This is a genomic window from Arachnia propionica (assembly GCF_003932785.1).
In the GTDB taxonomy this organism is placed as follows: Bacteria; Actinomycetota; Actinomycetes; order Propionibacteriales; family Propionibacteriaceae; genus Arachnia; species Arachnia propionica_B.
Map to the genome: position 1 here is coordinate 15038 of NZ_RQYT01000005.1, position 23703 is coordinate 38740.

18 protein-coding genes, 1 tRNA gene and 1 pseudogene are annotated in these 23703 nt (G+C 65.2%); 5 read left to right on the top strand and 15 right to left on the bottom strand.

What is annotated here, in order from left to right; genetic code table 11:
* Positions 1-88: 88 nt before the first annotated feature.
* The 3 genes from mobF (at position 89) to EII35_RS03750 (ending at position 8197) form a co-directional block, all read left to right on the top strand.
* Positions 89-6364 (top strand): MobF family relaxase, encoded by a 6276-nt coding sequence (gene mobF, locus EII35_RS03740; protein ID WP_125227129.1) that lies wholly within the window; start codon positions 89-91, stop codon positions 6362-6364.
* 70 nt (positions 6365-6434) lie between these two features.
* Complete coding sequence (locus EII35_RS03745) at positions 6435-7067, top strand: hypothetical protein (protein ID WP_125227130.1); 633 nt, start codon at positions 6435-6437, stop codon at positions 7065-7067.
* On the top strand, positions 7067-8197 hold the full coding sequence (locus EII35_RS03750) for an ImmA/IrrE family metallo-endopeptidase (RefSeq protein ID WP_125227131.1): 1131 nt from the start codon (positions 7067-7069) through the stop codon (positions 8195-8197). Before EII35_RS03745 ends, EII35_RS03750 begins: the two co-directional genes overlap by 1 nt.
* 70 nt (positions 8198-8267) lie before the next feature.
* Here the strand turns inward: EII35_RS03750 and EII35_RS03755 are convergent, their stop codons facing one another.
* The 14 genes and pseudogenes from EII35_RS03755 to EII35_RS16615 form a co-directional block, all read right to left on the bottom strand.
* Positions 8268-8780, bottom strand: coding sequence for a hypothetical protein (locus tag EII35_RS03755; RefSeq protein ID WP_125227132.1), 513 nt, complete (start codon positions 8778-8780; stop codon positions 8268-8270).
* The gene (locus EII35_RS03760; protein WP_125227133.1) at positions 8780-10459 is read right to left on the bottom strand and encodes a VirD4-like conjugal transfer protein, CD1115 family; all 1680 of its coding nucleotides are present in this window, start codon (positions 10457-10459) and stop codon (positions 8780-8782) included. The genes EII35_RS03755 and EII35_RS03760 overlap by 1 nt, the downstream gene beginning before the upstream one ends.
* A gap of 13 nt (positions 10460-10472) precedes the next feature.
* Positions 10473-10637, bottom strand: coding sequence for a hypothetical protein (locus EII35_RS15815; protein WP_185744148.1), 165 nt, complete (start codon positions 10635-10637; stop codon positions 10473-10475).
* 33 nt (positions 10638-10670) lie between these two features.
* A complete protein-coding gene (locus tag EII35_RS03765) occupies positions 10671-12554 on the bottom strand; it encodes a sigma-70 family RNA polymerase sigma factor (RefSeq protein ID WP_125227134.1) in 1884 nt (627 codons plus the stop codon).
* Entirely contained in the window at positions 12554-12844 is a 291-nt protein-coding gene (locus EII35_RS03770) for a hypothetical protein (RefSeq protein ID WP_125227135.1), read from the bottom strand. Before EII35_RS03770 ends, EII35_RS03765 begins: the two co-directional genes overlap by 1 nt.
* Before the next feature lie 105 nt (positions 12845-12949).
* Positions 12950-13546, bottom strand: coding sequence for a hypothetical protein (locus EII35_RS03775; RefSeq protein WP_125227136.1), 597 nt, complete (start codon positions 13544-13546; stop codon positions 12950-12952).
* 1 nt (position 13547) lies between these two features.
* Positions 13548-15524, bottom strand: coding sequence for a CHAP domain-containing protein (locus tag EII35_RS03780; protein WP_185744149.1), 1977 nt, complete (start codon positions 15522-15524; stop codon positions 13548-13550).
* Complete coding sequence (locus tag EII35_RS03785; RefSeq protein WP_125227138.1) at positions 15514-17922, bottom strand: VirB4-like conjugal transfer ATPase, CD1110 family; 2409 nt, start codon at positions 17920-17922, stop codon at positions 15514-15516. Before EII35_RS03785 ends, EII35_RS03780 begins: the two co-directional genes overlap by 11 nt.
* The gene (locus EII35_RS16680) at positions 17870-18256 is read right to left on the bottom strand and encodes a PrgI family protein (RefSeq protein WP_125227139.1); all 387 of its coding nucleotides are present in this window, start codon (positions 18254-18256) and stop codon (positions 17870-17872) included. The genes EII35_RS03785 and EII35_RS16680 overlap by 53 nt, the downstream gene beginning before the upstream one ends.
* 2 nt (positions 18257-18258) lie before the next feature.
* A complete protein-coding gene (locus tag EII35_RS03795) occupies positions 18259-18822 on the bottom strand; it encodes a hypothetical protein (RefSeq protein ID WP_125227140.1) in 564 nt (187 codons plus the stop codon).
* A gap of 127 nt (positions 18823-18949) precedes the next feature.
* Positions 18950-19816 (bottom strand): type IV secretion system protein, encoded by an 867-nt coding sequence (locus EII35_RS03800; RefSeq protein WP_125227141.1) that lies wholly within the window; start codon positions 19814-19816, stop codon positions 18950-18952.
* Positions 19813-20028 (bottom strand): hypothetical protein, encoded by a 216-nt coding sequence (locus EII35_RS03805; protein ID WP_125227142.1) that lies wholly within the window; start codon positions 20026-20028, stop codon positions 19813-19815. Before EII35_RS03805 ends, EII35_RS03800 begins: the two co-directional genes overlap by 4 nt.
* A complete protein-coding gene (locus EII35_RS16390; RefSeq protein ID WP_260465009.1) occupies positions 20025-20447 on the bottom strand; it encodes a hypothetical protein in 423 nt (140 codons plus the stop codon). Before EII35_RS16390 ends, EII35_RS03805 begins: the two co-directional genes overlap by 4 nt.
* A gap of 669 nt (positions 20448-21116) precedes the next feature.
* Positions 21117-21305, bottom strand: a pseudogene (locus tag EII35_RS16615) (helix-turn-helix domain-containing protein); the annotation flags it as partial.
* Positions 21306-21795: 490 nt separating this feature from the next.
* On the opposite strand from EII35_RS16615, the gene EII35_RS03815 reads away from it, so the two are divergent.
* Complete coding sequence (locus tag EII35_RS03815) at positions 21796-22050, top strand: helix-turn-helix domain-containing protein (protein WP_260465007.1); 255 nt, start codon at positions 21796-21798, stop codon at positions 22048-22050.
* Here EII35_RS03815 and EII35_RS03820 read toward each other — a convergent pair.
* Positions 22007-22083, bottom strand: a tRNA-Met gene (locus EII35_RS03820). The genes EII35_RS03815 and EII35_RS03820 overlap by 44 nt on opposite strands.
* Before the next feature lie 97 nt (positions 22084-22180).
* On the opposite strand from EII35_RS03820, the gene EII35_RS03825 reads away from it, so the two are divergent.
* Positions 22181-23701: an ABC transporter substrate-binding protein gene (locus tag EII35_RS03825; protein ID WP_125227143.1), complete on the top strand. Its 1521-nt coding sequence runs from the start codon at positions 22181-22183 to the stop codon at positions 23699-23701.
* The last annotated feature ends 2 nt before the right edge of the window (positions 23702-23703 follow it).

The window sequence follows — 23703 nt, forward strand, 5'->3', positions numbered from 1 at the left end:
CAACCCGGAAGGGGTTCAGGCATCTCCAGCCGTCACACTACTGGCACTTTCAGCCCTCGAAGCAATCCCTGATGCTAGACTGCGCCCCATGATGACCATCTCCCGCCTGAGTGCCGGGGATGGCTATGAGTACTACACCAGCGTCACAGCGCGCGCAGACCACCGGTCCAAAGACCAGGAGTTGGGCGACTACTACTTGGAGAGCGGCACGCCTCCAGGTCAGTGGATGGGGCGTGGAGCGGCCGCCTTGGGCATCGAGGGTGAGGTCACAGAGGCCCAGATGAAGGCCCTGTTCGGTGAGGGATTGCACCCTGAGGCGGATCGTCTCATCGCCGAGCAGATCGCCGCCGGGGTGAGCGCGAAGAAGGCCATCGAGGCTGTCAGGTTGGGCAGGAAGTTCGCTGCATACCAGGTCCCGGACAGCCAACTTCGACGCGCTATTGACGACGCTGTGAGTGCTGAGGAACGTCGTCTTGGCCGTGATCTTGACGCCAATGAGCGCCTGAAGGTGCGAATGAAAACCGCAGGAATCGCGTTCAAAGAGGCGCACGGACGCAGCGGAAACCGGGTCGAAGTCGCCAAGTGGATGAGCCAAGAACTCAGCAGCAAGCAGAACACCGTGGCCGGATTTGACCTCACCTTCAGCGCGCCGAAGTCGTTGTCTGTGGCGTGGGGAATCGCCTCACCCGAGCAGGCCAAACAGCTCGAGCAGGCGCATGAAGCAGCCATCGAGAGGACCATTAACTGGCTCGAGGACGAGGTCATCAGGGCCCGAAGCGGAGCCCAAGGAATCGCCTTCCACGCCACAGAAGGCCTCCTCGCCACCCGCTTCCGACACTGGGAGTCCCGCGAGGGAGATCCCCAGCTGCACGACCACGTTGTGATCGCCAATCGCGTGCAGATCACCGACGCGCAGGGCCGCATCAAGTGGCTCACCATCGACTCCCGCAGCCTCTACAAGGCAACGGTCACCGCCTCATCGGTTTACAACGAAGCCTTGGCCAGCGAACTCAAGCAGCTGGGGGTGGAGTTGCGGGAGCGCACCACACCCAGCGGCGACTACCGCGGCATGGAACTCGCCGCGATCAGTGATGAGCTGATCGATCAGTGCTCGGGACGACGGGCCGCGATCACCGCCCGCACCGAACAGCTCGTCGCCGAGTTCGTGGCTGAGCGTGGCCACGAACCAGACCGCAAGACCCGCCTGGCCCTGGCGCAGCAGGCCACCCTCGAGACCAGGATCCCGAAGTCCCAGGCCATCTCCCGCGACGAACTCCGCACGCAATGGCGGGGCCATCTCGGGGCCGATGCGGAGCGCATCCAGGCCGAGATCAGCGCACAGCTCGACGCCGAATCGACTGCCATGCCTGCTGCTGCCCTGGTCCCAGGCCAAGAGCCGGACCCAGGGATTGATGCGGTGGATGTGGAGCAGGTCGCAGCCGACATCGTCGCCGAGCTCTCGGCTCGGCAGTCGGTGTGGAACCGCAACCACGTCTCCACCAGGGTCAACATGTGGGCCGCCGCCAGGGCCGAGCTCATCACCGATGAGCTGCGTAAGCAAGTGCTCGATGCCGCGTTGAATCGGGCATCCATCCAGATCACGCCCGAGGTGAAAACCCCGGTGTTGCCGGAGCTCCTCAACCCCGACGGCACGTCGATCTATCAGCCCCCGGCGGCACGCCTCCACACCTCAGCCCAGGTCCTCAAGGCGGAGGATCTGCTCGTGGATGCCGCCCACGACATCCACCTCCCGGCTGTCACCGCGGAGGTCTTTGACGCCGTCCTGGCGGAGCAGGAACTCCAGCTCGATCCAGGCCAGATCGCCCTGGCCCGACAGGTTGCTCTCAACGACCAGGTGCTGACTGTTGGGATCGGTCCGGCAGGTGCCGGGAAGACCACCGCCATGCGCGTCGCCACCCAAGCCATCACCCAATCCGGGGCCCAAGTCCACGGTGTGACGGTCTCGGCCGCGGCCGCCGACCAACTCCAGCAGGCCACCGGCATGCCCTCGACGACGATCGCGAAATGGCTGCACGACCATCCCCAGGGCAGGCACCAGATTCGACCTGGTGACGTGATCGTTGTCGATGAGGCTGGGATGGCCTCCGCGACCGATCTGGCGGCGATCACCCGTGCCGCCCGCGACGCCGGTGCGTTCGTGCGGCTGGTCGGTGACGACCGTCAGCTCCAGGCCATCGGCGCCGGGGGAGCGCTGAAGATGCTCACCGGTGAGGCCGACGTCGTGCGCCTCGAGCAGCTCCACCGCTTCACCAACCCCGAGGAGGCGTCCGCGTCACTCAGGTTGCGGGACCAGGGGGACGTCGAGTGGCACATCTCCCAGGGCCGGGTCCACGGCGGCACCGCCCAAGCCATGCACCAGGCCATGGTGCAGGCCTGGAACCGCGACCTCCAGCAGGGCGCTCAGACGCTCATGATGGCCACCACCAACAGTTCTGTAGAGGCGTTGAATCTGTTGGCGCAGCAGCAGCGCATCGACGACGGCCACGTCAACACCGCCACCACCATCACCCTCGCCGACGGGGCCGAAGCAGGGGTGGGAGACTGGATCCTCACCCGCCGCAACGACCGCCGCCTGACCACAGGCAGCGGCCATTCGTTTGTGAAGAACGGCGACCGCTGGACCATCCAACAGATCCACGCCGACGGCAGTGTCGCAGTCGTCGACGACCACAACCGCACCTGCACCCTCCCCGCCGACTACATCCGCTCCTGGACCGGGCTGGGGTATGCGACGACCGTGCATCGGGCCCAGGGCCGCACCGTCGACTCAAGCCACCTCCTCCTTGACACCACCGCCATCGGGCATGACGCGGTGTACGTCGGCCTCACCCGCGGCCGCAGCAACAACGAGGTGTGGGCCGTCACTGACGGCACCACCGCCCCCGACATGCTCCGAGCAGCGGCATCGAAGGACGTCCAAGCATCCTCTGCACGGGAGTTGATTGCCCAGGCCCAGGCGGAGGCGGAGCATCCCGCGACCCTGGTGCGGATCCTCACCGACGTACAACGCCGCGCCGACACCCACCGCTACAACCAGGTGATGCGCCTGGAGCATCCCGCCGTGTGGGTCCAGGTCCAGACCTCGCCGCAGCTCCACCGTCTCCACGCAGCACTCCACGAAGCAGAACAACGCGGCTTTGCTCCCTCCCGGATCCTGCGTGAGTGCGCGGAGAATCTGCCCGACGGCGTCACCGAGCCCGCCGGGCTGATTGCGTGGCGGATCCGCCGCCACCTCACCCTCGCCGCCCAGCACGCCTCCAAGCAGGGTGAGATCACGCGCCGCTTCAGCCACCTGTCGGATCTCGAGCTCGCCGCCCAGCTCCACTCCGCCACCATCGACAAGACCACCGCCCTCAACCAACTCAAAGCGACGAAGAAGACGGCGTGGGAGACCGACCCGGTCCCGGCGGTCACGAAACGCGGCGTGGAGGTGCCCTCGTGGCAACACCGCGTCTACGGCCACCTCGACGACTCCGAGCTCGCCACCCGACTTCGTGACGCCCGCGGCCGCGCCGAGGCCGCATCGCGGGCGATCACCGAGATCCGCCGGCACATCCGACAACTGCTGCGCGACCCAGAAGCCCCGGCCTCCGAACAGCTGCTGAAGAATCTGGATGCTCGCCTCGAACGGTTGCGCAACGACCGGTATGAGGCCACCCGGACCGCAACCCAGCTGCGGGAGGAAACCACCACCCGCCACCGCCTCGACGGACCGTCATGGCATCGTGAGACGGTGCAGCGGGGGGCCGCGACGATGCCGGAGCGCCCCGGAAACCTCGCAGGCGATGTGGGCCGCGCTGAACTCGGCTTCACCGCCGTGCAGGAACTCCGGAAGCAGTTGTGGATCGAGTCGCAGCGTCGGCGTCTCGACCCCCACCCCGCCCAGGTGGAGCGGTTCGGGGCCCCCGCATGGGCGATCTCCGGCCACGGCACCGACGACCCAGCCATGCCGAGCAGTTGGGCGGCCGCGTTGACCCAGATGCGTCACCAGGTCGCCGACGCGATCACCACCCGAGGCGCCGCGTTGGCCCTCGACCCACCCGACTGGGCCACAACCTATCTCGGCCCCGTCCCCCACGTGGATGATCCTCGTCGCGCAAGGTGGGAGCAGGTCGCGGGGCAGATCGAGACCTGGCGCGGCCTCACCGACCACACCGACCCCGTCACCGCCCTGCCTGCCCCATCACGGTCCAAGGCCGTCGGGGCCCAGGCAGCGACCTGGCTGCACACCCTCCACGCCGCCGCCTCCGACCTCCGGGTTGGCCGCGCCATCCCCACACCCGACGACAGTCCCGGCGGGGGAGCAGAGCCCTCACAGCCTGCCCCGGTGCCGGTGCTCACCGCCCCCACACCCACCACCGACAAGGGTGGGGTGCGTCGCGCCGCCTCCGAGCCCGCACGCCGGATCCAGCCCGCGGCCACACCGACCCCGGCACCCCGCGACACGCCCACCGAGACCGTGCCGACGACCGTTCCGAAGCTCACCCCCGCGGCCGAGCTCGAGCCTGAGCTCCTCGGGGCCACCAGCCGGGACAGGATCATCGACCTCACCCACCAAGCCGCCCAGTTCTTCAAGGAGCACTACGTCGGCTCGGCCGCGGCCGACTACATGCGCGAGCGGTTGGGCACCGACCTGGTGGCAGATCATCCCGAGGTCGTGGTCGGGTACGCCCCTTCCGGGAGTCGCCTGGCCCAGCACCTGCGCCGTCACGGTGCCAGTGATCAGGAGCTCATCGACGCCGGTCTTGCGAAACCCGCCCGAGACGGCCGCGGCATCATCGACGTCTTCCGTGACCGCCTCATTCTTGGCATCCACAACCTCGACGGCGACCTGGTCGGGTTCGTCGGCCGCGCCCGACCCGACGCCGACAAACACGTCCCCAAGTACTTGAACACCGCGACCACCCGCGCCTTCCACAAGAGCGAGATCCTCTTCGGGCTCGCCGAGCACCAGGACCTGGTGAAAGACGGCGCGGACCTGGTGCGGGTCGAGGGCCCACTCGATGCCCTGGCCATCACGCTGGGCACCAACGGCCGCGCGGTGGGGGTTGCCCCGCTCGGGACCGCCCTGACCGAGCAGCAGGCCCAGGCGATCGCCGCCCAGGGGGTGCGGGTGTGGGAGGCCACCGACACCGACGCCGCCGGGCAGAAAGCAGCTGCCCGTGACCATGAGCTCCTCATCCGCCACGGCATCCTCGCCCGGGACTTCCCCCTCCTGCCGCCCGACGGGCAACCGGTGAAGGACCCCGCCGAACTCCTGCAACGCGACGGCGGTGCGGAGGCGTTGCAGATGCCCCTCATCCTCGAAGACGCCGCCCCCACCGTCGCCGGGAAACTCCTGGTCGGCATGGTGGCCGAGCACGCCGACCACCTGGTCGGTGACGCCAACACCAGACTCGCGGTCGCCCGCCAAGCAGCTCAGCTCATCGCCGACCTCCCCACCGAGGAGCGCGACTACCACACCAACCTGGTGGCCGCTGCCCTGCACGATCTCGACCCCGCCCAGCACCAGGCGGCGTTGCGTGACCTGGTCACCCAGGAAGTCCAACAGCAGGCCCAGCCTGTCCCTGACGGCCCAGGGGTCAGGGTCCGGCCCAGGGCCGGAGAGCGCCTCCAGGACCTCGCCGCCCATCTCGGCGTGGCCACCACACCCCCGCGCACCCCGGCTGTGCAGGCGCCCGAGCCCACACCCGGCGCGCCACTGCCTGCTGCCGGTCTGCTGCCACCCCTCCACACCGCAGCCATCACCCGCCCCACACACCCAGTGCACGACACTCAACCAGCACAGCCGCTGCACACACTGCAAGCCATGCAGTCAGCACACCCAGTCCAGTCCGTGCAGCAGCCCCACCCAGCGCAGCCAGTGCAGCCGGTGCAGCAGTCGGAGTCGCTGCAGGACATCATCGCCCGGTGGGAGGTCCGCCAGGAGCTCACAGCCCTGGCCGAGCGCATGGAGACCCTCCCCGAACGGGCAGCCCTGACCATGGACCTCGACGCCGCCCAGCGTGCCCGGACCCAGCTCCACCACACCCCCGGCACCCCCCTCCTGCAGGTCCTCACCGCCCGCGCCGACCTCGACCGCGAGATCGCCACCCTCGAAGACCGCCTCCACGACCTCAACAAACCCGCCCTGCAACGCAGCCTCGAACGCCACCAAGCCGCCGTCGAAGCCCAACGCGCTCAGGCGATCGACGCCCAGGCCCGCGCGATCGCAGCCGACAGGTCCCGGCCCCTCATCGACCGGATCCGCGACACCGCCGCCCTCAAACGCCACACCCCCCAGCCGCCAGAGCAGCCCACCCCACCAGCGCCACGCCGCGACCGCAACGCCCCTGAACGCTGAACCGGTGTAACATTGTGGGGTATATTATTCCGAAATAGGTTGTATTGGCTGGTTTTCAAGGGGTTGAGCTGTGAACCACGAGCACGTTGTCTCATTGCTGCAGAGCACGGGGACTCTCACCGGGGTCCTGGACGAGGCCTTGGCCGAGGCGATCGCCAGGGCTGAGCGAGAGTGTGCTGCGTATCGGCACGAGGAGTACCGGTTCATCCGGGCGCTGCACGTGCGTCTTGCCGCACGCCAGGAACTGGAACGTCTCGGCCTGCCCGAGAAGTGGCAGCTGGCTGGGAATCCTGCCCGTATGGGGCAGCTCATCCTCCAAGACCCCGGCCGGATGTCGTTGCGGCTGCTGCGGGCCAACCCACTCCAACCCAACCGTGTCCCTCACGCCGGATCGAACCAGGCACGCATCAGGGTATGGCAGCAGCCTCCGTTGGATCCGAACTGGCCAGCTGCCCCAAGTCAGGAGGTTGTCTTCCTTGCGTTGTGGGACTACAGCGATGAGCGGAACCGGCTTGACGGGTTCAGTCTCCGTTTCATCCATCCTGTTGGGGCAGGGAAGTATCGTGGCACGGTTCCCTGCGACCTCGACGTCGCGATCCCCCGCCACGGCACCACCTTCGAGGACCTCGAGTTCCTTCCCCAGGATCAGGAGGAGGACCTGTTCGGCAGTTACGAGATCCTTGAGGCCGAGGAAACAGACTGATGATCCAGTTGTTGCCGAACGGGCGTCGGCTGCTCGCGCTACGGGAGCTGCTGGGGCTGACCCAGCAGGACTTGGCCCATGCCCTGGGAATCAGCCAGCCCGCCCTGTCGAAGATCGAGAAGGCGGAACGTCCCCTCAGCACCGAACTCATCGACCGAGCCAGCCGTCACTACGACCTCCCAGCGCAGTTCTTCCACGTCCCACCCAGCGTCCTCGAGGTCGGGATCCCCACCTTCCGCAAGGCCAGCACCGCCCGCGCCGGAGACGAACGACGAATCCTACGCACCTACCGGGAAGCCGCCCGCGTGTGGGCCGACGCCTCGGAAGCATCCGGCTACCACACCAACCAGATCCCTCCCAGCCTCGCCACCCTCGACGTCGACGCTGCAGCGGGGAAACTTCGACGCATCGCCGGGATCGACGCCACCGTCCCCATCGGTAACATGACCCGCCTGCTGGAACGACTCGGTATCGCAGTCATCTGGCAGCTCACACCCGCCGAGGACGACGCATCGGCCCATGCCGGGATCTCCATCCCGGCCGCGAACCCGACGCGCCCCTTGATCGCGTTGGCCTCCCCGCTACCAGGAGATGCAGCCAGGTTCACCTTGGCACACGAACTCGCTCACCTGATCTGGGACCAGGACACCCAGCCCTGGACCAGCTCCAGGAGCCCCCAAGAGAAACGCGCCCACGACTTCGCCAGCGCCCTTCTTCTTCCCGCCAGCATGATCCGCAGCCGGGTCACTGACACCCTCAACCTCAATGGCTACCTTCCCATCAAAGCCGAATACGGGACCAGCCTGGCCGCCATCATCATGGCCGCGAAACGACTCCAGGTCATCACCGCCCAGCGGGCACGCAGCCTGTTCATCCAACTTTCTGCCCGAGGATGGCGCACCAGTGAGCCCATCCACGTCGGCGAGGAACATCCCCGCCTGCTCACCCAAGCTCTCCAACGCATCACCAGCTGGGACAGCCACTCCATCGCCACCACCACCGCCATGCCCGCCGCCACCATCGCCCGCTGGACCGGCGAAACCATCCCCGACCCCGAGGCCGCCATCATCAGTCTCACTCACTGGCGCACCCACCGCGCCTCCGCCACACCTGCACCATCGCTGCACTGACTGAGTCGGCTGCACTGCATGCACTGCCTGGAACGACTGCGCTGACCGCCGCCCGGACCGGGCGCTCGGATCACCCCTGCTCGGCCGCGAGGGGATGGAAACGGGCGTCGGTGACCGTCGCCGGCGGATCCGGCTGATGGCCGTTGCGACACCGATCCACCCCCTGGACATACCCCAAGAAGGGGCGCCAGGAGTAGGTGTACCAGGCGATCAGCTCAGGCCCAGGGTGGTTCGCGGCCGCGATCTCCCACGCACACCTGAGCGCTTCGAGCTGGTTCACCAGGTCAGGGTGAGCCAGCCAGCACGGCGGGATCGCGGTCACCGCGTGGGTGACGCACATCCCATCCACCCACACGATCAACCGCTCCCACTCCTCCACGGTGCGGTCAGGGTCCAGACTCCACGGCCACAACACCACCGCCTCCTGCTTCCCGCCACGCGTGGCGACGGTGGTGGTGCGGGCCTCGGTCTGCCGCAGCCGCTCGATCACCTGCGACAGCAGAGCGGACTGTTGGGCGACCTCCTGCGACAGCCTGGAGACCGCATCATCCCGAACAGCCTGCTCGTCGACGTGCTCACTCATCACCGACTCCTTTCCTTCTTTGCCCTGGTCTTGCCATGTCGCCTATCAGTGAGCGGCTTCAGCTTCCGACCCCTGAACGGTGGCAGGCCTCGGACCAGGACCAGGGCCTCATCACCGGGAAGTCGACCAACCTCATCCGCACTCAACAACTCGCGGGCGATCGTCTTCACGTTGCGGGATCCGCCACCACGGCGGCCGTGCGAGATCGACGAATCCACTGTGCGGATTGTCTGCTTCCCGAGGGCCTCCGCCATCCACTTCCGGGTCTCTTGGTCTTGAGAGCCCAAAAACAGCACCGTGTCGCAGTTCGCCATGATCGTGGTCCAGGCGTCTTTGTAGAGGGTCTTACCTTGGTTCAAGGCCTGCACGACGGGGATGACGGAGATGCCGCGGGAACGAACCGTGGCCATCGTCACATCGACGTCGGGGATTCTGCCGATGTTGGCGAACTCGTCCAGCCAGCACGTCACCGGGACCGGCAGCATGCCGCCGGGCTGCTGGTCGGCGATCCAGACGTTGCGTTGGAAGAAGGCGGAGAACAGCATCGCGGATAACCACGCGAATTGCTTGTTCGAGTCAGAGATGACCGCGAAAACGGCTGTCTTCTCCAACCCGACCCGATCCAAACCGATCGTGTCCCGGGCGACGAGCCGTCGGATCCCGGGGATGTGCAGCGGGGCGAGCCGGGCACCGGTGGTGACCAGAATCCCGGAAGCGGTCTTGTCGACCGACTGCCGGAACACCTGGAACTGGGCCACTGCGTAGTCAAGCAGCTCGGAGCGCTCCTCCGGGGGCAGGCCACGTGCTGCCGCGAACAACGCGCCAACAGGGGAGTGGTCGCCGGTGTCAGGGGTCATCTGCCCGAGCAGATCCATCACCTCACCCAGGTGCTGCCGCTCTGGTGGATACGTCGCGACCACTATGCTGATCAAAGCATTCATCAGTCCCTCCTCCGCGCGCTCCCAGAACGGCTCTCCAGTGGGTTTCTGCGGCGGATCCGTGTTCGCAATGATCGTCTTGGCCAGCAAAGCAATGTCCTCCGGCTCATGCCCAGGGCGCAGATACGCCAGCGGGTTGAAACCATCCGAGGCAGTGAAGTCGATCAAGTTCAGCACCGCGATCCGGTGGCCGGTGGCCTCCAGATCCTCCCGGCAGGTCGCCAACAACTCACCCTTCGGATCCGTCACCAGCACCGACCCGGCATCACGCACCAGATTCGGCATCACGAAAAAACGACTTTTGCCTGTGCCGGAACCGCCGATACACAAGATGTTGAGGTTGCGCTGATGTTCCGGCTTCCGGGCGCGGGTGATGCGGAGCCGGTGCTCCCTGGTGAGCCAGATGTTGCGCTGGATGTCTGGGTCCGTGAGCGGCCGCAGATCTCGGGGCCTGCCCCAGCGGGCTGAGCCGTGCTCCTCGCCGGACCGTTGGGGCAGTGTGACTGCCCACGCGGCGAGCAGGATCAGTGAGAAGGCGGTGGCCGCGGCCGCCATGAGGAGATCCCGCGGCTCCCACGACCACGACGGCGGCCACGCCACCACCCGCTTCGCCGCATCCGGCAGCCGCAGCACCCACGACCCCAGATGTCCATCACCCCGGACCCCTGCGGAGATCACATTCGCCGCGTACCCCGCCGCCGCGGCGACGGCGACGGCGAAGACACCCGTGCTCTTCTTCATCACATCCTGCCTTTCAACTCAGCAGCTCCACGACCAAGGCGGCGGCCAGCACCAGCCCGAGGATGCCGAGGACCCAACGGCGCAGCTCCGCGAGCAGCGCCAGTACCAGCCCAGCCACCCTGAGCGCGACCAGCAGTGCCACCACCGCCAAGGCCATCTGCACGACCTCCGGCATCACCGCCACCCCCTCCCGGAGAAACGCTCTGTGTGGTCATCGTTCTGGTCCTTCCCCGCGATCCCTGGCGGCCCTGTCCGGCTGCCTGCTCAGCCACCGGCCAAGTTGCGTCTGTTGGCGTGCCGCCTCTGCACGCTCCTGGATCCGCTCGATCAACGGCCGCTTCTCGTTGCTCACGACACGGTGCTGCCTCTCGGCGCTCAGACGGGCTGCCAGATCCCGGGGTGTCGCCTCACGCAGACGAGCCGCCAACCCGGGCAGGGACTGATCCCGCTCGTGGCGTTGGACGTCTCGCAGCTCGCCCAGGGCCTGCTGCACGACCCGCGCCACCGCCTGGCGGTGCATACCCAGGCGCTCAGCAATCACGGCATGGGACTCAGGAACCCCAGTGGCCAGGCCGAAACGCGCCGTGACGATCGTGCGTTGCAGCTGGGGAAGCTCCGCCACACGACGACGCAGATCCGCCAGTGTCCACGCCGTCGTGACCTGCTCAGCCACATCAAGGCCACGGTCGCGTCCCCACTCGTGAGGATCAACAACTCCGGACGGCATGAGCGCCTCGTGCTGGAGGATGGGCTGCTCCTGGCGAGCCGCCACCCGCTGGGTCTCATGACGGGCCATGAAATTCACCCAGGTGCTCAACCGGCCGCGGTTCTCATCCCACGAATCGATCTTCTCCGCCACACGGGTCAACACCGCGGCGTAAAGGTCCCGGCCAGCCTCCCTGGACCGGAACGCGAGCTGCCGGCGAAGTGCGGCCGCAACCATGGGGCGGGTGAGGTCGATCAGCTGCGCCCTGGCCCGACGGCCCCGCTGGGCCAGCTCCTCCAGCTCACCACGAGACGCCCCAGCAGCCACACGAGTCGCGACGGGGTCCCCGTCCAGCGCAGCCTGCGCGATCACCCCGGCACGGCAGGCCTGAGCCGCCGCCACATGATTGACATGAGTGTTCTCCACGGGGTCGATCTCGACCCCACCCCTCCACTGCCGCGACTGCCCCGACATCCTCCCAGGCGCATCCGCCTTGGGAGCAGCTGCTGCAGGTGGTTCGGGACGACCCCCGTGTGCTGGGGCGTGATCGTGCAGACGAGCGTGATGCCACGGGTCAGCCGCGATCTCCAAGGACACACCGACCTGCGTCAAGACGGTGTCCGTCTCACCAGGAGCCCGCACACTCAACCCCGCCTGCAGACACCCACCAAACCCAGTGTCGATAAGAGCCTCCACCCGACGAGCCGGGGAAAGCTCCGCCCGCATCGCAGCCGCGACAGTCGCCCACCGACGAGACAACTCCGTCACCCCAGCAGGGGAGACCCGTTCCCTCTGCGCGACATCACTCCACGACGTCACAGCGAGCTGCCACGCCTCGCCCGCTGTCGCCACCGCCGCGCGCAGCTCCGGCAGCTCCAACCCTGGCGGCGCGTCCACCTGGTCGATCCAACTCTTGGCCCGACGAAGCAGGCTTGCCTGCGTAGCAGCGATCGTCAAGGCCTCGTGCGGTCCGACATCTGTCACCGCGACCTGGTCCCGCCAGGCCCGCAGCGCCGCGCTCAAGGGCGACGGGTCCTGATGGACGAGCAGCTCGCGCTCCGCGGCCGCCAAGACCTGCTCGTGACGCTCATCTGCCGCCGAGCGCAGCGCGAGATGAGTCACCGCCGCCACGGCTGCACGGCCACCCTCGGGATCCCAGCCCCGGGTAGCGGCCTCGATGACGTCGGCAACCAGCGGATCCGTGGCGCTCGGGGCTGCGCCGCGGAAGCTCCCAGACGCTGCAGCCATCCCCACCACCGCCGTCACCGCCGGGTCCTCCCCAGCCACCGGGGCGACGGCAGCCATCACAGCACGCCACGACTCCAGGCCCAGCGGCACTCCACCGGCCAGCCGGTCCTGAGCCTCCCAGGTGATCTCACGCCACCCCATCACGCACCCACAGCGTCGCGGACATCCACCAGATCCAGGAAGAATCCCAGGTCCTCAGCGTTGGAGAACTCCCAACGCTTGACGATCTCGACCGCCTCCGCCAACGCAGCACGCCCCGAGACCCCCTCAAACATCGGAACCACGCTGGGAGCCCCCTCCTCGGCAGGGACGAATCGCAGAGCCGCCAACGGCAGCCCTGCCAGCTGGAGATCCACGTCCCCCAGGTCCTCGGTACTCAGCTGCTTCACTGCCCAGAGCACCAGGCCCCACACCCGCCACGCATCCTGCATCTCACCGCTCCCTTCCACGAGGCATCACGTTTCACCCCTGTATCTAGACGCTGACCCACACCGACGGTCACCTGCTCCCTGAAGCCGGGTCGGCTGTGGACAAACTCACCCCGGATTCGTCGTGGCCACCGTCACCAACCCCGCCACCCGGTCCTCAACGACCCTGACCCGCCACACCAACGGCTCCCGCTCCCGCACATCACGCTGCCCCTCCACATGGATGATCCGGGTGAACACCACCTCAACCTCCACACCCTCCCCAGCCGGGGCAGGGGAATCCTCTGGCCCAGGAGCAGCCTGAGGCTCATCACCGATCACATTGCCGAACTCCACCGACACCCAGCCATCCAGGCGCTGCAACCGACCCCACCCCGACAGCTGCCCCAGGGCAGACCCCGCCTCCAGCTCCTCCACCAGGGCCGGAGTCATCATCGACACAGCACGCCGCCACGCCCCCGACGGCACCTCATCCACCCGCACATCCGGCGTCGCCGCCACAACCACGAACTCCACCGCCCGACGCGCAGGCCCAGCCCCCACCCACGACGGAATCACCGTCGCCGCCACACCCCGCGACGAAGGTGGGGGAGTGGAGACAGCCACTGCCGGATCCGGAACCACATCCCCACCGGCACCCTCACCCCTGCCACAACCGGACAACACCAACGCGGCCGCCACGACCAGGAAAACCCGACGCCTCATCTCACCCCTCCTCAAAATGCAGGAAATTGTCGAAGTCACTGGACCCCTTCCCCACCCGGGCCGTCCGAGACGAAAACTCGCGCGTGTCATTCCGGTTGTACTCATTCACGACGAAACTGCCATCATCATTGACCTCGACAACATAAGCAACATGACCCCACTGGCCTGTGGTGCGCTGCGCAACTGCCCCTACCGCCGGAGAATGATCCACACGAATCCCCGCCTTCCGGGCAGCCAGATGCCACGTATTCGCATTCCCGAAATTGCCGTCCTGGCGCCACCAGTTGTTGAAATCCTTGTGGCTGCTGTAAGTCCGCACCGCGAACGCCGCATACGACGTGCACTGTCGCCAAGCAAAACCATTCGGGTCGTACCGTTCCGACTTCACCATGTCCGGCAACCCTGCATACCAAGGTCCATAATCGTCCTTCCCCGCCAAGCCGCTCGACCCCGGAGCCCCAGCAGCAGCGCAGCCCTGAGGACTCAACGTCGGCAACAACGCCGCCACCGTCGCCTCATGCTTCCCATAATGATCCGGAAACGCACTCACCTGGACTTTCTGCGCCGCCTGACCCAGATCCATCGACTGCCAGCCCTCAACATTCACCAAACCCGGGATATGATAACCAATATCCCCCGCCCCTCCGGAATACCGAACCGCCACCTTGTGGCCCAGGTAGAAAGTCTTTGCCGCATAATGAACGTCGTTGAGGATTTCGGTATTCTCTTCCATCGTCGAGCCGTCGGCATACCAGCCAGGGATCGCTCTTTGTTGGAAAACCCCGACGTCCCCATCTTGGTTCGGTTTCTTGGTGGCCGGGTCGGCTCCCATCGTTGATTCCTGCATCGCCGTCATCAAAGCGATCGCCCATCCCCTGGGAGGAATCCCAGCCTTCTGCCCCTCCTCGACAATCGCAGTCGCCGTCGCCCGCTGCTCCTCCGTCAACGAGCCGGAGATGTCCGTGCCACGTGGAGAGGGCAGAAGCTTCGCGACGTCCTCGGCCGTCACCGAGCCCGGGCCGCTGCACGCAATCGAGCGTGCGTATTCGGCGTCTTTTCGTCGTTGTTGCTCAGCCCCGACGCCGGTGATGAAGGACGGCAGGATGGCGCACAGGACCGCGACGATTGCGATGATGCCGACCAAGGTGGGAAGGACGCTTGTGGCTGCGCCGAGGGCCGCGAGCAGTGCTTTGACAGTCACGACGGTGGCCTGGACCGTTGCTGTCATCAAGTGTCGCCCCGCCCACCGTCCAGCCCGTGCTGCATGGCGTGCGCCGAGGCGCATGGCTGGACGGGCGATCTTCATTCCCGCGCGGCCAGTGACTCCCGTGGAGCGGCGCCATATGTGCTGCATGACGCGCACCGATGCTTGGTCGACGTCGAGCTGACCGCCATCGCGGATGGACGAGCCCATCGCTCCGCCGGCGATACGTGCATTGCGGCCTAGGACGCGGCCGATCTGGGTGGCCGATCTCACTCCCACGACGCGGATCTTGTGTCCGTGAAGTCGCTTCTCAACGGCCTTGCGGACAGCAGCCTTCCCCGCCTTCACGGGAGCCCCGATCAGCCGCTTCCCGGTTCGGCCCGTTCCTCGTGTGATTCCTCGTGCCCGCCGATGGGTGAAACCAGATACCTGGCCATCAACGTCGGAGTCTCCCATCGATTCCGCGGCGCGCAGTTGACTCAGGCCACCGCGCACGACTCGCCCACCCATGCGGCCCCCGACGTGGAAGGCGGCTTGACTGGTCTTCGATGCTCCTCGTCCCAGGGTGCGTGCCACAGTGACCGCATCCTGGCCTGCCATTCGGGCAGCCTGTTCAGCCTTCTGGATGGGTGTGGCGGTCTCGATCACCCTGCCGTTGTCGGCGGAGACGATGCGCCCACCATGCCGGGGCTGGATCTGAGTCGACGGCGTATCGGGAGGGATCCGGTAGGTCCACTGCTGGGTGAGCTTGTACTGCCCGAACTTACGAGTCATCCTCGTCGTCCTGGAATGCGGTATTGAACAACTCGTTGAGTGGTCCGTCCTGCGGGCGGCGGGCATCCAGTTCCAGCACCGTTGACCCCAGTCGAATGAGTCCTTCACCAGGTTGTGCCCGGGTCAGCACGCGGGCCTGGGCTTCACTGAGACTGAGCAGATCGACCAAGGCGTCGGCGTCGTTCTCCTGTTGTCCCATCAGCAGCAGCAGATCGGCGTTGTTCAGCATCCGGCGTCCTTCTTCGACCTCCAGCAGGGCTGTGATGTTCTGCAGGATTCCGGTCGGGATGCCTCCCTTCTTCCGGAACCGTGTCCAGAAGCTCATCAGTTGCTCCATCGCGTGGCGGTCGCTGAACATACTGGCGAACTCGTCGACGTACAGCCAGGTACGGATACCGCGCCCGTAGTTGGCGATCACTCGACGCCACACAGCATCCAGCACGACCATGAGCCCAAAATTCCGCAACGCATGCCCCAGCTTTGAGGTGTCGTAGACGATGAAACGGTTGTCGGTCTCGACATTGGTTTGTCTGGCGAAGCCGCTGAAGGTGCCTGTGGCATACAACTCCAACGCCCCCACCAAGGCCACCGCTGAGTCATCGGGTTGTTGCTTGAGCTCCTCGAGCACGTCCACGAGGGTTGGCATGGCACCCCGGTTCCGCTCCCAGCGGCGATAGATACTGTTGAGGCATCGGTCCAACACGGACTGCTCGGCTCCGGTCAGGCCCTCGGGCCCGGCCAGAAGAACCTGAAGCATGCCCAAGACAGCCTCCGTCTTGAGACGGATCGGATCGCCCTCCACGGTGGACAGCTCAATGTCCAAGGGATTCATGGTCTGTGTGGAACCGGCATGCACCTCGATCACCGTGGCTCCCAGAGCTTCACCCACCGCCCGATACTCCTGCTCGGGGTCGATGACGATCACCTCGTCCTTGGGGTAGCCGATGACGACCTGCTCGATCTCGGCCTTGCAGGTGTACGACTTCCCGGACCCAGAAGTGCCAAGCACGAAACCGTTGCCGTTACGTTTCCGCTTCCGGTCCAGGATGATCGGGTTACCGGTGGTTGCATTGCGTCCGTACAGAATCCCCGTCTGATCCAAGATCTCCTCCGAGCTGAACGGCATCAAGACCGCCAACGCCGCAGTTGTCAAGGTGCGATGGAACGGCAGCCGGTTCCCTCCCAACGGGAGAGCCGCGTTGAACCCCTGCTCCTGCCAGTACCGCAGGATGGTCGCATCGCAGGCCTTACCCCGAAGAACCTTCCGCACCTGGTCGACACGTTGCTTGAGCTCGTCCGCAGACGAGGCCCGCACCATCAACACCAGGGTGCAGGTGAACAGTCGTTGGTCCTCCTTGTCCATCGCCTCGAGCATCGAGCGGACCTCCTCGACTCCACGTTGCAGGCGGATCGGCAGATCGACGTCGGGATCCATGTGGGCCTTGATGAGTCTGCGTCGTGCCGACAGCAACTCCATGTCGAGGGCTGCCTTGCGTTTCATCACCAGCTCATGTGCTTCAGTCTTCTCAATCGGCTGCACATGAAGCGAGGTCACCAGGTCAGTCTGAACCTTCGCCAAACGCGCCAGCACGTCGTCTCCCAGCCATCGCGCGAAGGTCCGAACCATCAGAACCTGGTAGTGCAGCTCCTCCTCATCCCCGGCCAGAACGACGCAGGACTGGTTACCTCGTTCGACCGCCTGGGGAGCAAGTTCGCTCTTGGTCGTGGCTCCCGACTCAGCCATTGCCCGGTAGTCGAAGCCGCGGCTGTAGCAGCCCCTGGTCCACTCCCTCATCAGCTCGATCCGCTCTGCCCCGTTCATCCGTTCCGCATGACAGTGGAGCTTGAGGAGATCCTTCTTCGCCAACCCTGCCAAGTCCTCCAGGTTGGCCTTGGCCTGCTCGAGGTTCGGGGCAGAGACGGTGATCGTCAAGAACTTCTCCGCAACAATCGCGTACTCACGATCCCCGATCATCGACTGAACGATCCGATTGTGATCCATCCGGAACGCAGACAGATGGTCAGGGTAGCGTGGTTCTTGGAAAAGAACACGGCCCACCAGCTCGTCGCGTGGCACACGACGCGATGCCACCGTGATGGTCAAACGTTCCCCGGAGCCGAACTGGTTCAAGAACTCCGCGTAGGCTTCCAGGAGTCGCTGCTTCACTTCTTGAGTGGCCACCTGGTAAGAGACGTCAGATAGTCGCAGCGTGATGGAGTACTCGCCGCCACCCAAGATGCAGACCCCTGACTCGAGCATGGCTTCGTAGTGCAAGAAGTCTTGAGCGCGCCGCGCAGCAAAAATCGATGCGGCACGGGTTTTGCGCCTCGGGGTGGAGGTGGCGTTATCGCCCTGCTTCGCTTTGGTTTGCTTCTTTCCGAGCAGTCCGAGAAACATGTGATCTCCTGGTCTTGTGTTGATGCTTCCAAATGACGTCGTCGACGTAGAGGAGTCTTCGTGGCGCCAGCATCGCTCTCGTGACGTGGGGGAGCCAACGCTCCAGGCGAAGCCCAGCTGGTCTTGTCCACGCCCACAAGACGAACGGAGCACAGGCGCCAAGGATCCAGGCGGGGATATCCTTGACGAACCCGGTTGATGCGCCCCTCCATACCACCAAGGCAGTCACACCGACCATCGCCCCGGCCGCGATGAGCTGCCGGAAAGTGAGTCCCCACATTACCTTGGGATCAATGTCAGTCACCTCGTCGTAGACGCGAACCTCCAATGCCATGGTCACTCCTTCACGGCCGCGGTGAATCCGTTACCCAAGACGAACAAGCGTGGAGTTTTGGAGATCACCAGCTTGGCGGAGAAATCCTCATCCTTTCCGTCGACTGTCAATGTGAGTGTGAATGGGAAATCACAGGCGCCCGGCCCCTGATATGAAGCCCCGCTGTCCGTGCCGATCCAACGCTGCTCAGCAACCAGCTCCGCCGCATCGGATCGCCAGGACGAAACGCTTCCCGCCAAGCGGGCAAGCTGCTCATGCTGCTGAGACACGTTCTCTTGAGGAAGCTCGCCCCCCACTGTGATGGATGCTGCACCTCCGTCGTTGAGTTCAAGCGTGACCGGCAACGGAACACCACTGCCGGAACGAGACAAAGAAGACTCCCAACGAGAGCTCTCCAGCAGGCCAGGCCCCTTCCCCGCACACTCCCAATACCGCTGCTTCGCCTCAGAATCAATCTCGACCGCGGCATCAACAGCACGTTCGATCTCACTGACAGACGACGCCTCCTCCACCGACTTCCTCGCCGACGCCACATCACCGTAGACCATCTCATCCAGCCGAGCCATGGCACTCGAACGCGCGGCGGCCAACGACGAACCCGTAGGGTCAGCCCCAGGTACCTCGCCATGGGTGACGCAAGCCGACGCCAGCAAGGCCACTCCAAGTAACGGCCCTCTCCAAACCCAACGCATCTCAACCTCCCAACAACTCATTCGCTATTCGCCCGGACCCGAGCAAGAGCATCCCCAAGACGATTCCCATGAAAATATACATCCCGCCCAACGAGAAAGCAGCAGCAACGCCTCCGTCGTCAAGGGAGGGAATCGCGTCCGCCCCCCAAGACGCCGACAACAGCTGGAAGATCCCAACAGCCATAACGATCACGAAGGCCTGAAGTGCTGTCGCCGCATAGGTGCGGATGAAATTGATTCCGAAGGATCGAGAGTGTTCCGAGGACAACAGCGCCATAGGCACAGGGGAGAAGGAGTTATAAATGTACAGCTTGATGAAACGCATCAACACCAGGGCGATCCCGGCCAAACAGGCGCCCCGGTACACAAGCCACGCCAAAAGCATCAGAACGACCAAAACAGTCTGTCCAAGCCAATCGAGGTCCTTAACAGAATCCAGGAATGGGGTGATGTCACCTCCCTGAGGCTTTGATTCCTCTATCAGGTGACGGGTCGCCACCGCCAGATTGTTGAAGAAGTGGTAGATTCCGCCAAGAAGGAATCGGGTGGCCTTGAACGCTACCCAGAGGATCCCGAACTTGACCCCGGCCCCCACAAACATCCGGAAACGAGCCTCCCCGTCTCCATCGACTGCAAGGAGCTTGCCCGTGAGGTCGATGCATGACAGAATCAACAAGATCACCAAAGCGCCGCCTTCAGTCAGTGCGGTGGCGATGGTCCCGACATGCTTCCAAATTGGGTTGTTGAAGACCTCGAGGGTGCTTGTGACGGAGTTCAAGGACAGCCCAAAGACCTCCCCGACGCCATTCTGCATATCCTCCAGAATCGGCCGCAGGATCTTATCGGTCCAAGACTCAAGCAGAATCATGGGATCAACGTCTTGAAGTACGAGCCGACAGCGAGCGCTCCGACAGCCCCGAGGATCATGAAGAGCCCATTCTGCATCCCCTTGCCGTCGTCGGCGCGCCACTGGAAGTAGAAATACAGTAGCCCAAGGCCGATAAAGACTTTGCCTGCAATGTCAAGCAACTCGCCGAAACCTGCCAGGATCTGCTTCAGCGGGGTCAGATCGATGTTCATGTTACTCCTTGCTCACGTGTTCCAAGAATTCGACTCATTTCGCGACGTATCCACCACGACCGTGGTCGCTCCGCATCCGGCGAGCCCGTCCGGATCGCCTCCATCCGGGCAGCCTCCGCCCGCACCGCCACCGGATCCCGCTCCTCAGGGCTCAACGGCGACGACGGTGGATCCGGCAGCCGCCGCAACGACGACGACCGAGACGGCGGCGCAGCCCCCGCAGGGATCCGACCCAGGCGATGAACCACCAGCCCCGCCAGATGCCGCACCTGGTCCGGCAACGGATCCGCCGCCAACACCTCTCGCAACGCCTCCGGACGCCACCCAGCCCCGATGCGATCACGCAGCAACGGCGCCACCAACCCAACCCCCGGCCCATCCAGAGCCTGCATCACCTCGGGCAGACACCGCCGCACCAACTCCCAATCCTCCGACAACGCCGAGGATGGCGACCCGCCACCAGGCCCAGAACCAACACCTGGCCCCGAACCGGAGCTCAACCTCGACGACGACGTCGGGGATGGTCCAGCCGGAGCCCGCTCCGGCCCAGGACCAGCCACCAGGCCAGACCCCTCGACGGGAACCCTGGCACCGTCCGAAGCCGGGGGAGCCTCATCGTCGGTCGCGGTCTCCGCCCAGCCCCGCCCAGCCCAGCCACCCGAGTCGCGCCCCAGGGGCGGCGTGGGGGGTGGGGGGGCTTGGCTTGGTGGTTCTACTGATGGTTCTTCCTTGTATGGGGGTGACATGGGTGTCACCCCGGAACTGTCACCAGTGTCACCCCGCAATCCCGGGGTGACACCCATGTCATGGCGGAGCTCACTAGGCATTTCATCAGCCGCGTCGTTCGGGGTGACACCAGTGTCATGGCGGACTCCACAAGGGGATTCACCCGAGACCTCCACCGCGGTGACACCAGTGACACCACGGACTCGACCAGGCATCTCGCGAAGTTCCTGAGGCCTCGACGTTCCCCGCCCCAACCTCCGTGAGACAGTGTCTGGCACATGTAGCCGATACACCGAGTTCACCTGCCGAACCCCACCTCCAGCAGTCTTCACAAACCCCTGCAACCGTGAGATCAGCCCCGCCGACTCCAACGCATCCAAGGCCCTGAACACCGTCCGCTGCGACGCATCCAACACCTCGGCCAGCGTCTCCACCCGCGGCCACGCCTCATCCTCATCATCCGCATAATCAGCCAACGCCACCAACGTCAACTTGTCCGTCCGAGACAACCCCCGCACACGCAATGCCCACGACACAGCCCAGATACTCACGGCTCCTCCAACCCGGGCAATGCGTCAGGAGGGTCCGCTTTTGCAGGTGCTGCCCCGCTCGGCCCGTCGTCTGCGCTCGACGTCTCCGGCAGGTTCCCTCCATTGCTCAGTAACTCCCGAACCCAGGCGGCGGGGATCACCCAACGACCACTCGGCAGCTTCTTTGCCCCTGGAACCTGTCCGCGCTTGCACCAGCGCGCAACGACGCGGGGCGAGGACTGCCCAGGCGGCAAGAGTGCCGACACCTCATCGGGCGACCAGAATGGCCGTTCATGGTCGAGACTGTCATTAAATGAACCATCCACGCGGCAAGTATCACTGGAAGGCGGGGGTTGCGTCAAGACTTGCCTTGAGTGTCGCCATGTTGCATCAAGTGTCATTCAGTGGCTATGATTCGGTCATGGCGCGACAGTTTGAGCGGGATCGAGCCGCTGGCATCATCCACACGTACTCCATCTACGAGTCCATCGGTATCGCCGTTCAGTCGGCCATGTTCCGGCGCCGGTTCAAGACGAAGGACCTTGCGACTGCGCTCGGTGTTACGCCGTCCGTGGCAAGCAAGAAGCTCAGAGGGGATGTTGCCTGGTCAGTTCAGGATCTCTTCGCAGCGGCGGAGATGCTACGGCTGGACCCGCGGGGTCTCCTGCCGTCCCGGAACGCAGAGAATCCCGACCAGGTTGACCTGGTCGGGATTCCCGATCTGGTAGCGGGGACAGGATTTGAACCTGTGGCCTCCGGGTTATGAGCCCGGCGAGCTACCGAGCTGCTCCACCCCGCGTCGCTCGAACAACAATACACGACGCAGCGATGACCGCCAAATCGAGGCCTCGGGGTTAGGATTGCCGAGTCCTGTCACCGAGTTCGGGAGAATGAGCATGAGCTGCAACCGCCGCCTGCGGCGCCTCGTCGCCCTGGTAGGTGCCCTGCTGGGCGTCAGCGTGGTGTTGAGCGCGTGTACCGGTTCCAGCGGATCCGGCACCCAGCCGGTTGTCCTCGACGTCGGCGCCACCGCCGAACCCACCGGACTCGATCCGGCGACGACCACGGGAGCAGGCACCCCCTTCGTTCTGCTCTACAACGTCTACGAGACGCTCGTCAGGATCAACGACCAAGGGGAGATCAAGCCGTTGCTCGCCCGGTCGTGGAAGGTGAGTCCCGACGCCAAGGTCTACACCTTCGACCTCGAACCCTCGGCGACCTTCGCCTCCGGCAAGCCGGTGGATGCCCAGGCCGTCGTCGATTCCTTCACGAGGACCCGGGACGGCGCCGACACCACTGCTGTGCTGAAGACACAGATGGCCATCGTCAAGGACATCAAGGCGGTTGATGCCGGACAGGTGGAGGTCACCCTCACCGAACCGAGTCGGCAGTGGCTCTACAACATCACGTCGACGGCGGGCATCATCTATGACCTCTCCGCCGAGGCCGACCTCAACACCCAGCCCGCAGGGTCGGGCCCCTACGTGTTCTCGAAGCATGATGTCGGTTCAACGGTGACGCTGAAACGCAACGAGAAGTACTGGGGAACCGGGCCCCGCGTCGACGAGGTCAACTTCCGCTACTACGCCGATGCCAACGCCATGGTGACAGCGATGCTCTCGGGCCAGCTCGACATCGTCTCCAACCTCACCGTGCCGCAGGCCGTTGACCAGTTCAGCGACACCTCCAAGTTCAAGGTGTTGGAGGGAACCACGGACGGCGAGGTCGTCCTCGGGTTCAACCACGCCAACACGGCACTTGCGGACGTACGGGTCCGGCAGGCCATCAACCACGCCCTCGACCGGCAGGCCATCGTCGACGGTGCCTGGGGCGGCAAGGGAACCCTGATCGGGTCGATGGTTCCCCCCACCGACCCCTGGTACGAGGACCTCTCCAGGACCTACCCGCATGATCCCGAGAAGGCCAAGGCCCTTCTTGCCGAGGCCGGATACGCGGAGGGGCTCACGCTACGACTTCGGGTGCCGACCCTGCCGTACGGGCCGCCCATCGCGCGCCTCGTCGCAGCCCAGCTGCGCGAGGTCGGTGTCGAGGTCGTCACCGAGGAACTCGAGTTCGCCACCTGGCTGGACTCGGTCTACAAGCAGCGCGACTACGACATGACCGTCGTCGCCCACGTGGAACCGTGGGACCTCAGCGCCTTCGCCCGGAGTGACTACTACTGGCAGTACGAGAACACGCAGTTCAGCAATCTGTTGAAGAAGGCCGATCTCGCCGCCAGCGACCAGGAGCACGTCGCCACCCTCAAGGAGGCCGCGAAGCTCCTGGCCGACGACGCCGCCGCGGACTGGCTGTTCCTCCTGCCCAACATCATCATCACCACGACCGAGGTGTCCGGGATCGCCGCCAACGGCACCGGTCTGTCCTTCGACCTCACCCACGTGGCCACCAATCGGTGAGA

Bases quoted from the DNA above. Each gene is read 5' to 3' on its own strand.
- EII35_RS03760 (WP_125227133.1), bottom strand. From the start codon at position 10,459: ATGAAGAAGAGCACGGGTGTCTTCGCCGTCGCCGTCGCCGCGGCGGCG.
- EII35_RS03795 (WP_125227140.1), bottom strand. From the start codon at position 18,822: ATGGCTCGGCTGGATGAGATGGTCTACGGTGATGTGGCGTCGGCGAGG.
- EII35_RS03775 (WP_125227136.1), bottom strand. From the start codon at position 13,546: ATGAGGCGTCGGGTTTTCCTGGTCGTGGCGGCCGCGTTGGTGTTGTCC.
- EII35_RS03805 (WP_125227142.1), bottom strand. From the start codon at position 20,028: ATGAACATCGATCTGACCCCGCTGAAGCAGATCCTGGCAGGTTTCGGC.
- mobF (WP_125227129.1), top strand. From the start codon at position 89: ATGATGACCATCTCCCGCCTGAGTGCCGGGGATGGCTATGAGTACTAC.
- EII35_RS03750 (WP_125227131.1), top strand. From the start codon at position 7,067: ATGATCCAGTTGTTGCCGAACGGGCGTCGGCTGCTCGCGCTACGGGAG.
- EII35_RS03825 (WP_125227143.1), top strand. From the start codon at position 22,181: ATGAGCTGCAACCGCCGCCTGCGGCGCCTCGTCGCCCTGGTAGGTGCC.
- EII35_RS03755 (WP_125227132.1), bottom strand. From the start codon at position 8,780: ATGAGTGAGCACGTCGACGAGCAGGCTGTTCGGGATGATGCGGTCTCC.
- EII35_RS03765 (WP_125227134.1), bottom strand. From the start codon at position 12,554: ATGGGGTGGCGTGAGATCACCTGGGAGGCTCAGGACCGGCTGGCCGGT.
- EII35_RS03815 (WP_260465007.1), top strand. From the start codon at position 21,796: ATGTTCCGGCGCCGGTTCAAGACGAAGGACCTTGCGACTGCGCTCGGT.
- EII35_RS03770 (WP_125227135.1), bottom strand. From the start codon at position 12,844: ATGCAGGATGCGTGGCGGGTGTGGGGCCTGGTGCTCTGGGCAGTGAAG.
- EII35_RS03785 (WP_125227138.1), bottom strand. From the start codon at position 17,922: ATGTTTCTCGGACTGCTCGGAAAGAAGCAAACCAAAGCGAAGCAGGGC.
- EII35_RS03780 (WP_185744149.1), bottom strand. From the start codon at position 15,524: ATGACTCGTAAGTTCGGGCAGTACAAGCTCACCCAGCAGTGGACCTAC.
- EII35_RS03800 (WP_125227141.1), bottom strand. From the start codon at position 19,816: ATGATTCTGCTTGAGTCTTGGACCGATAAGATCCTGCGGCCGATTCTG.
- EII35_RS16680 (WP_125227139.1), bottom strand. From the start codon at position 18,256: ATGGCATTGGAGGTTCGCGTCTACGACGAGGTGACTGACATTGATCCC.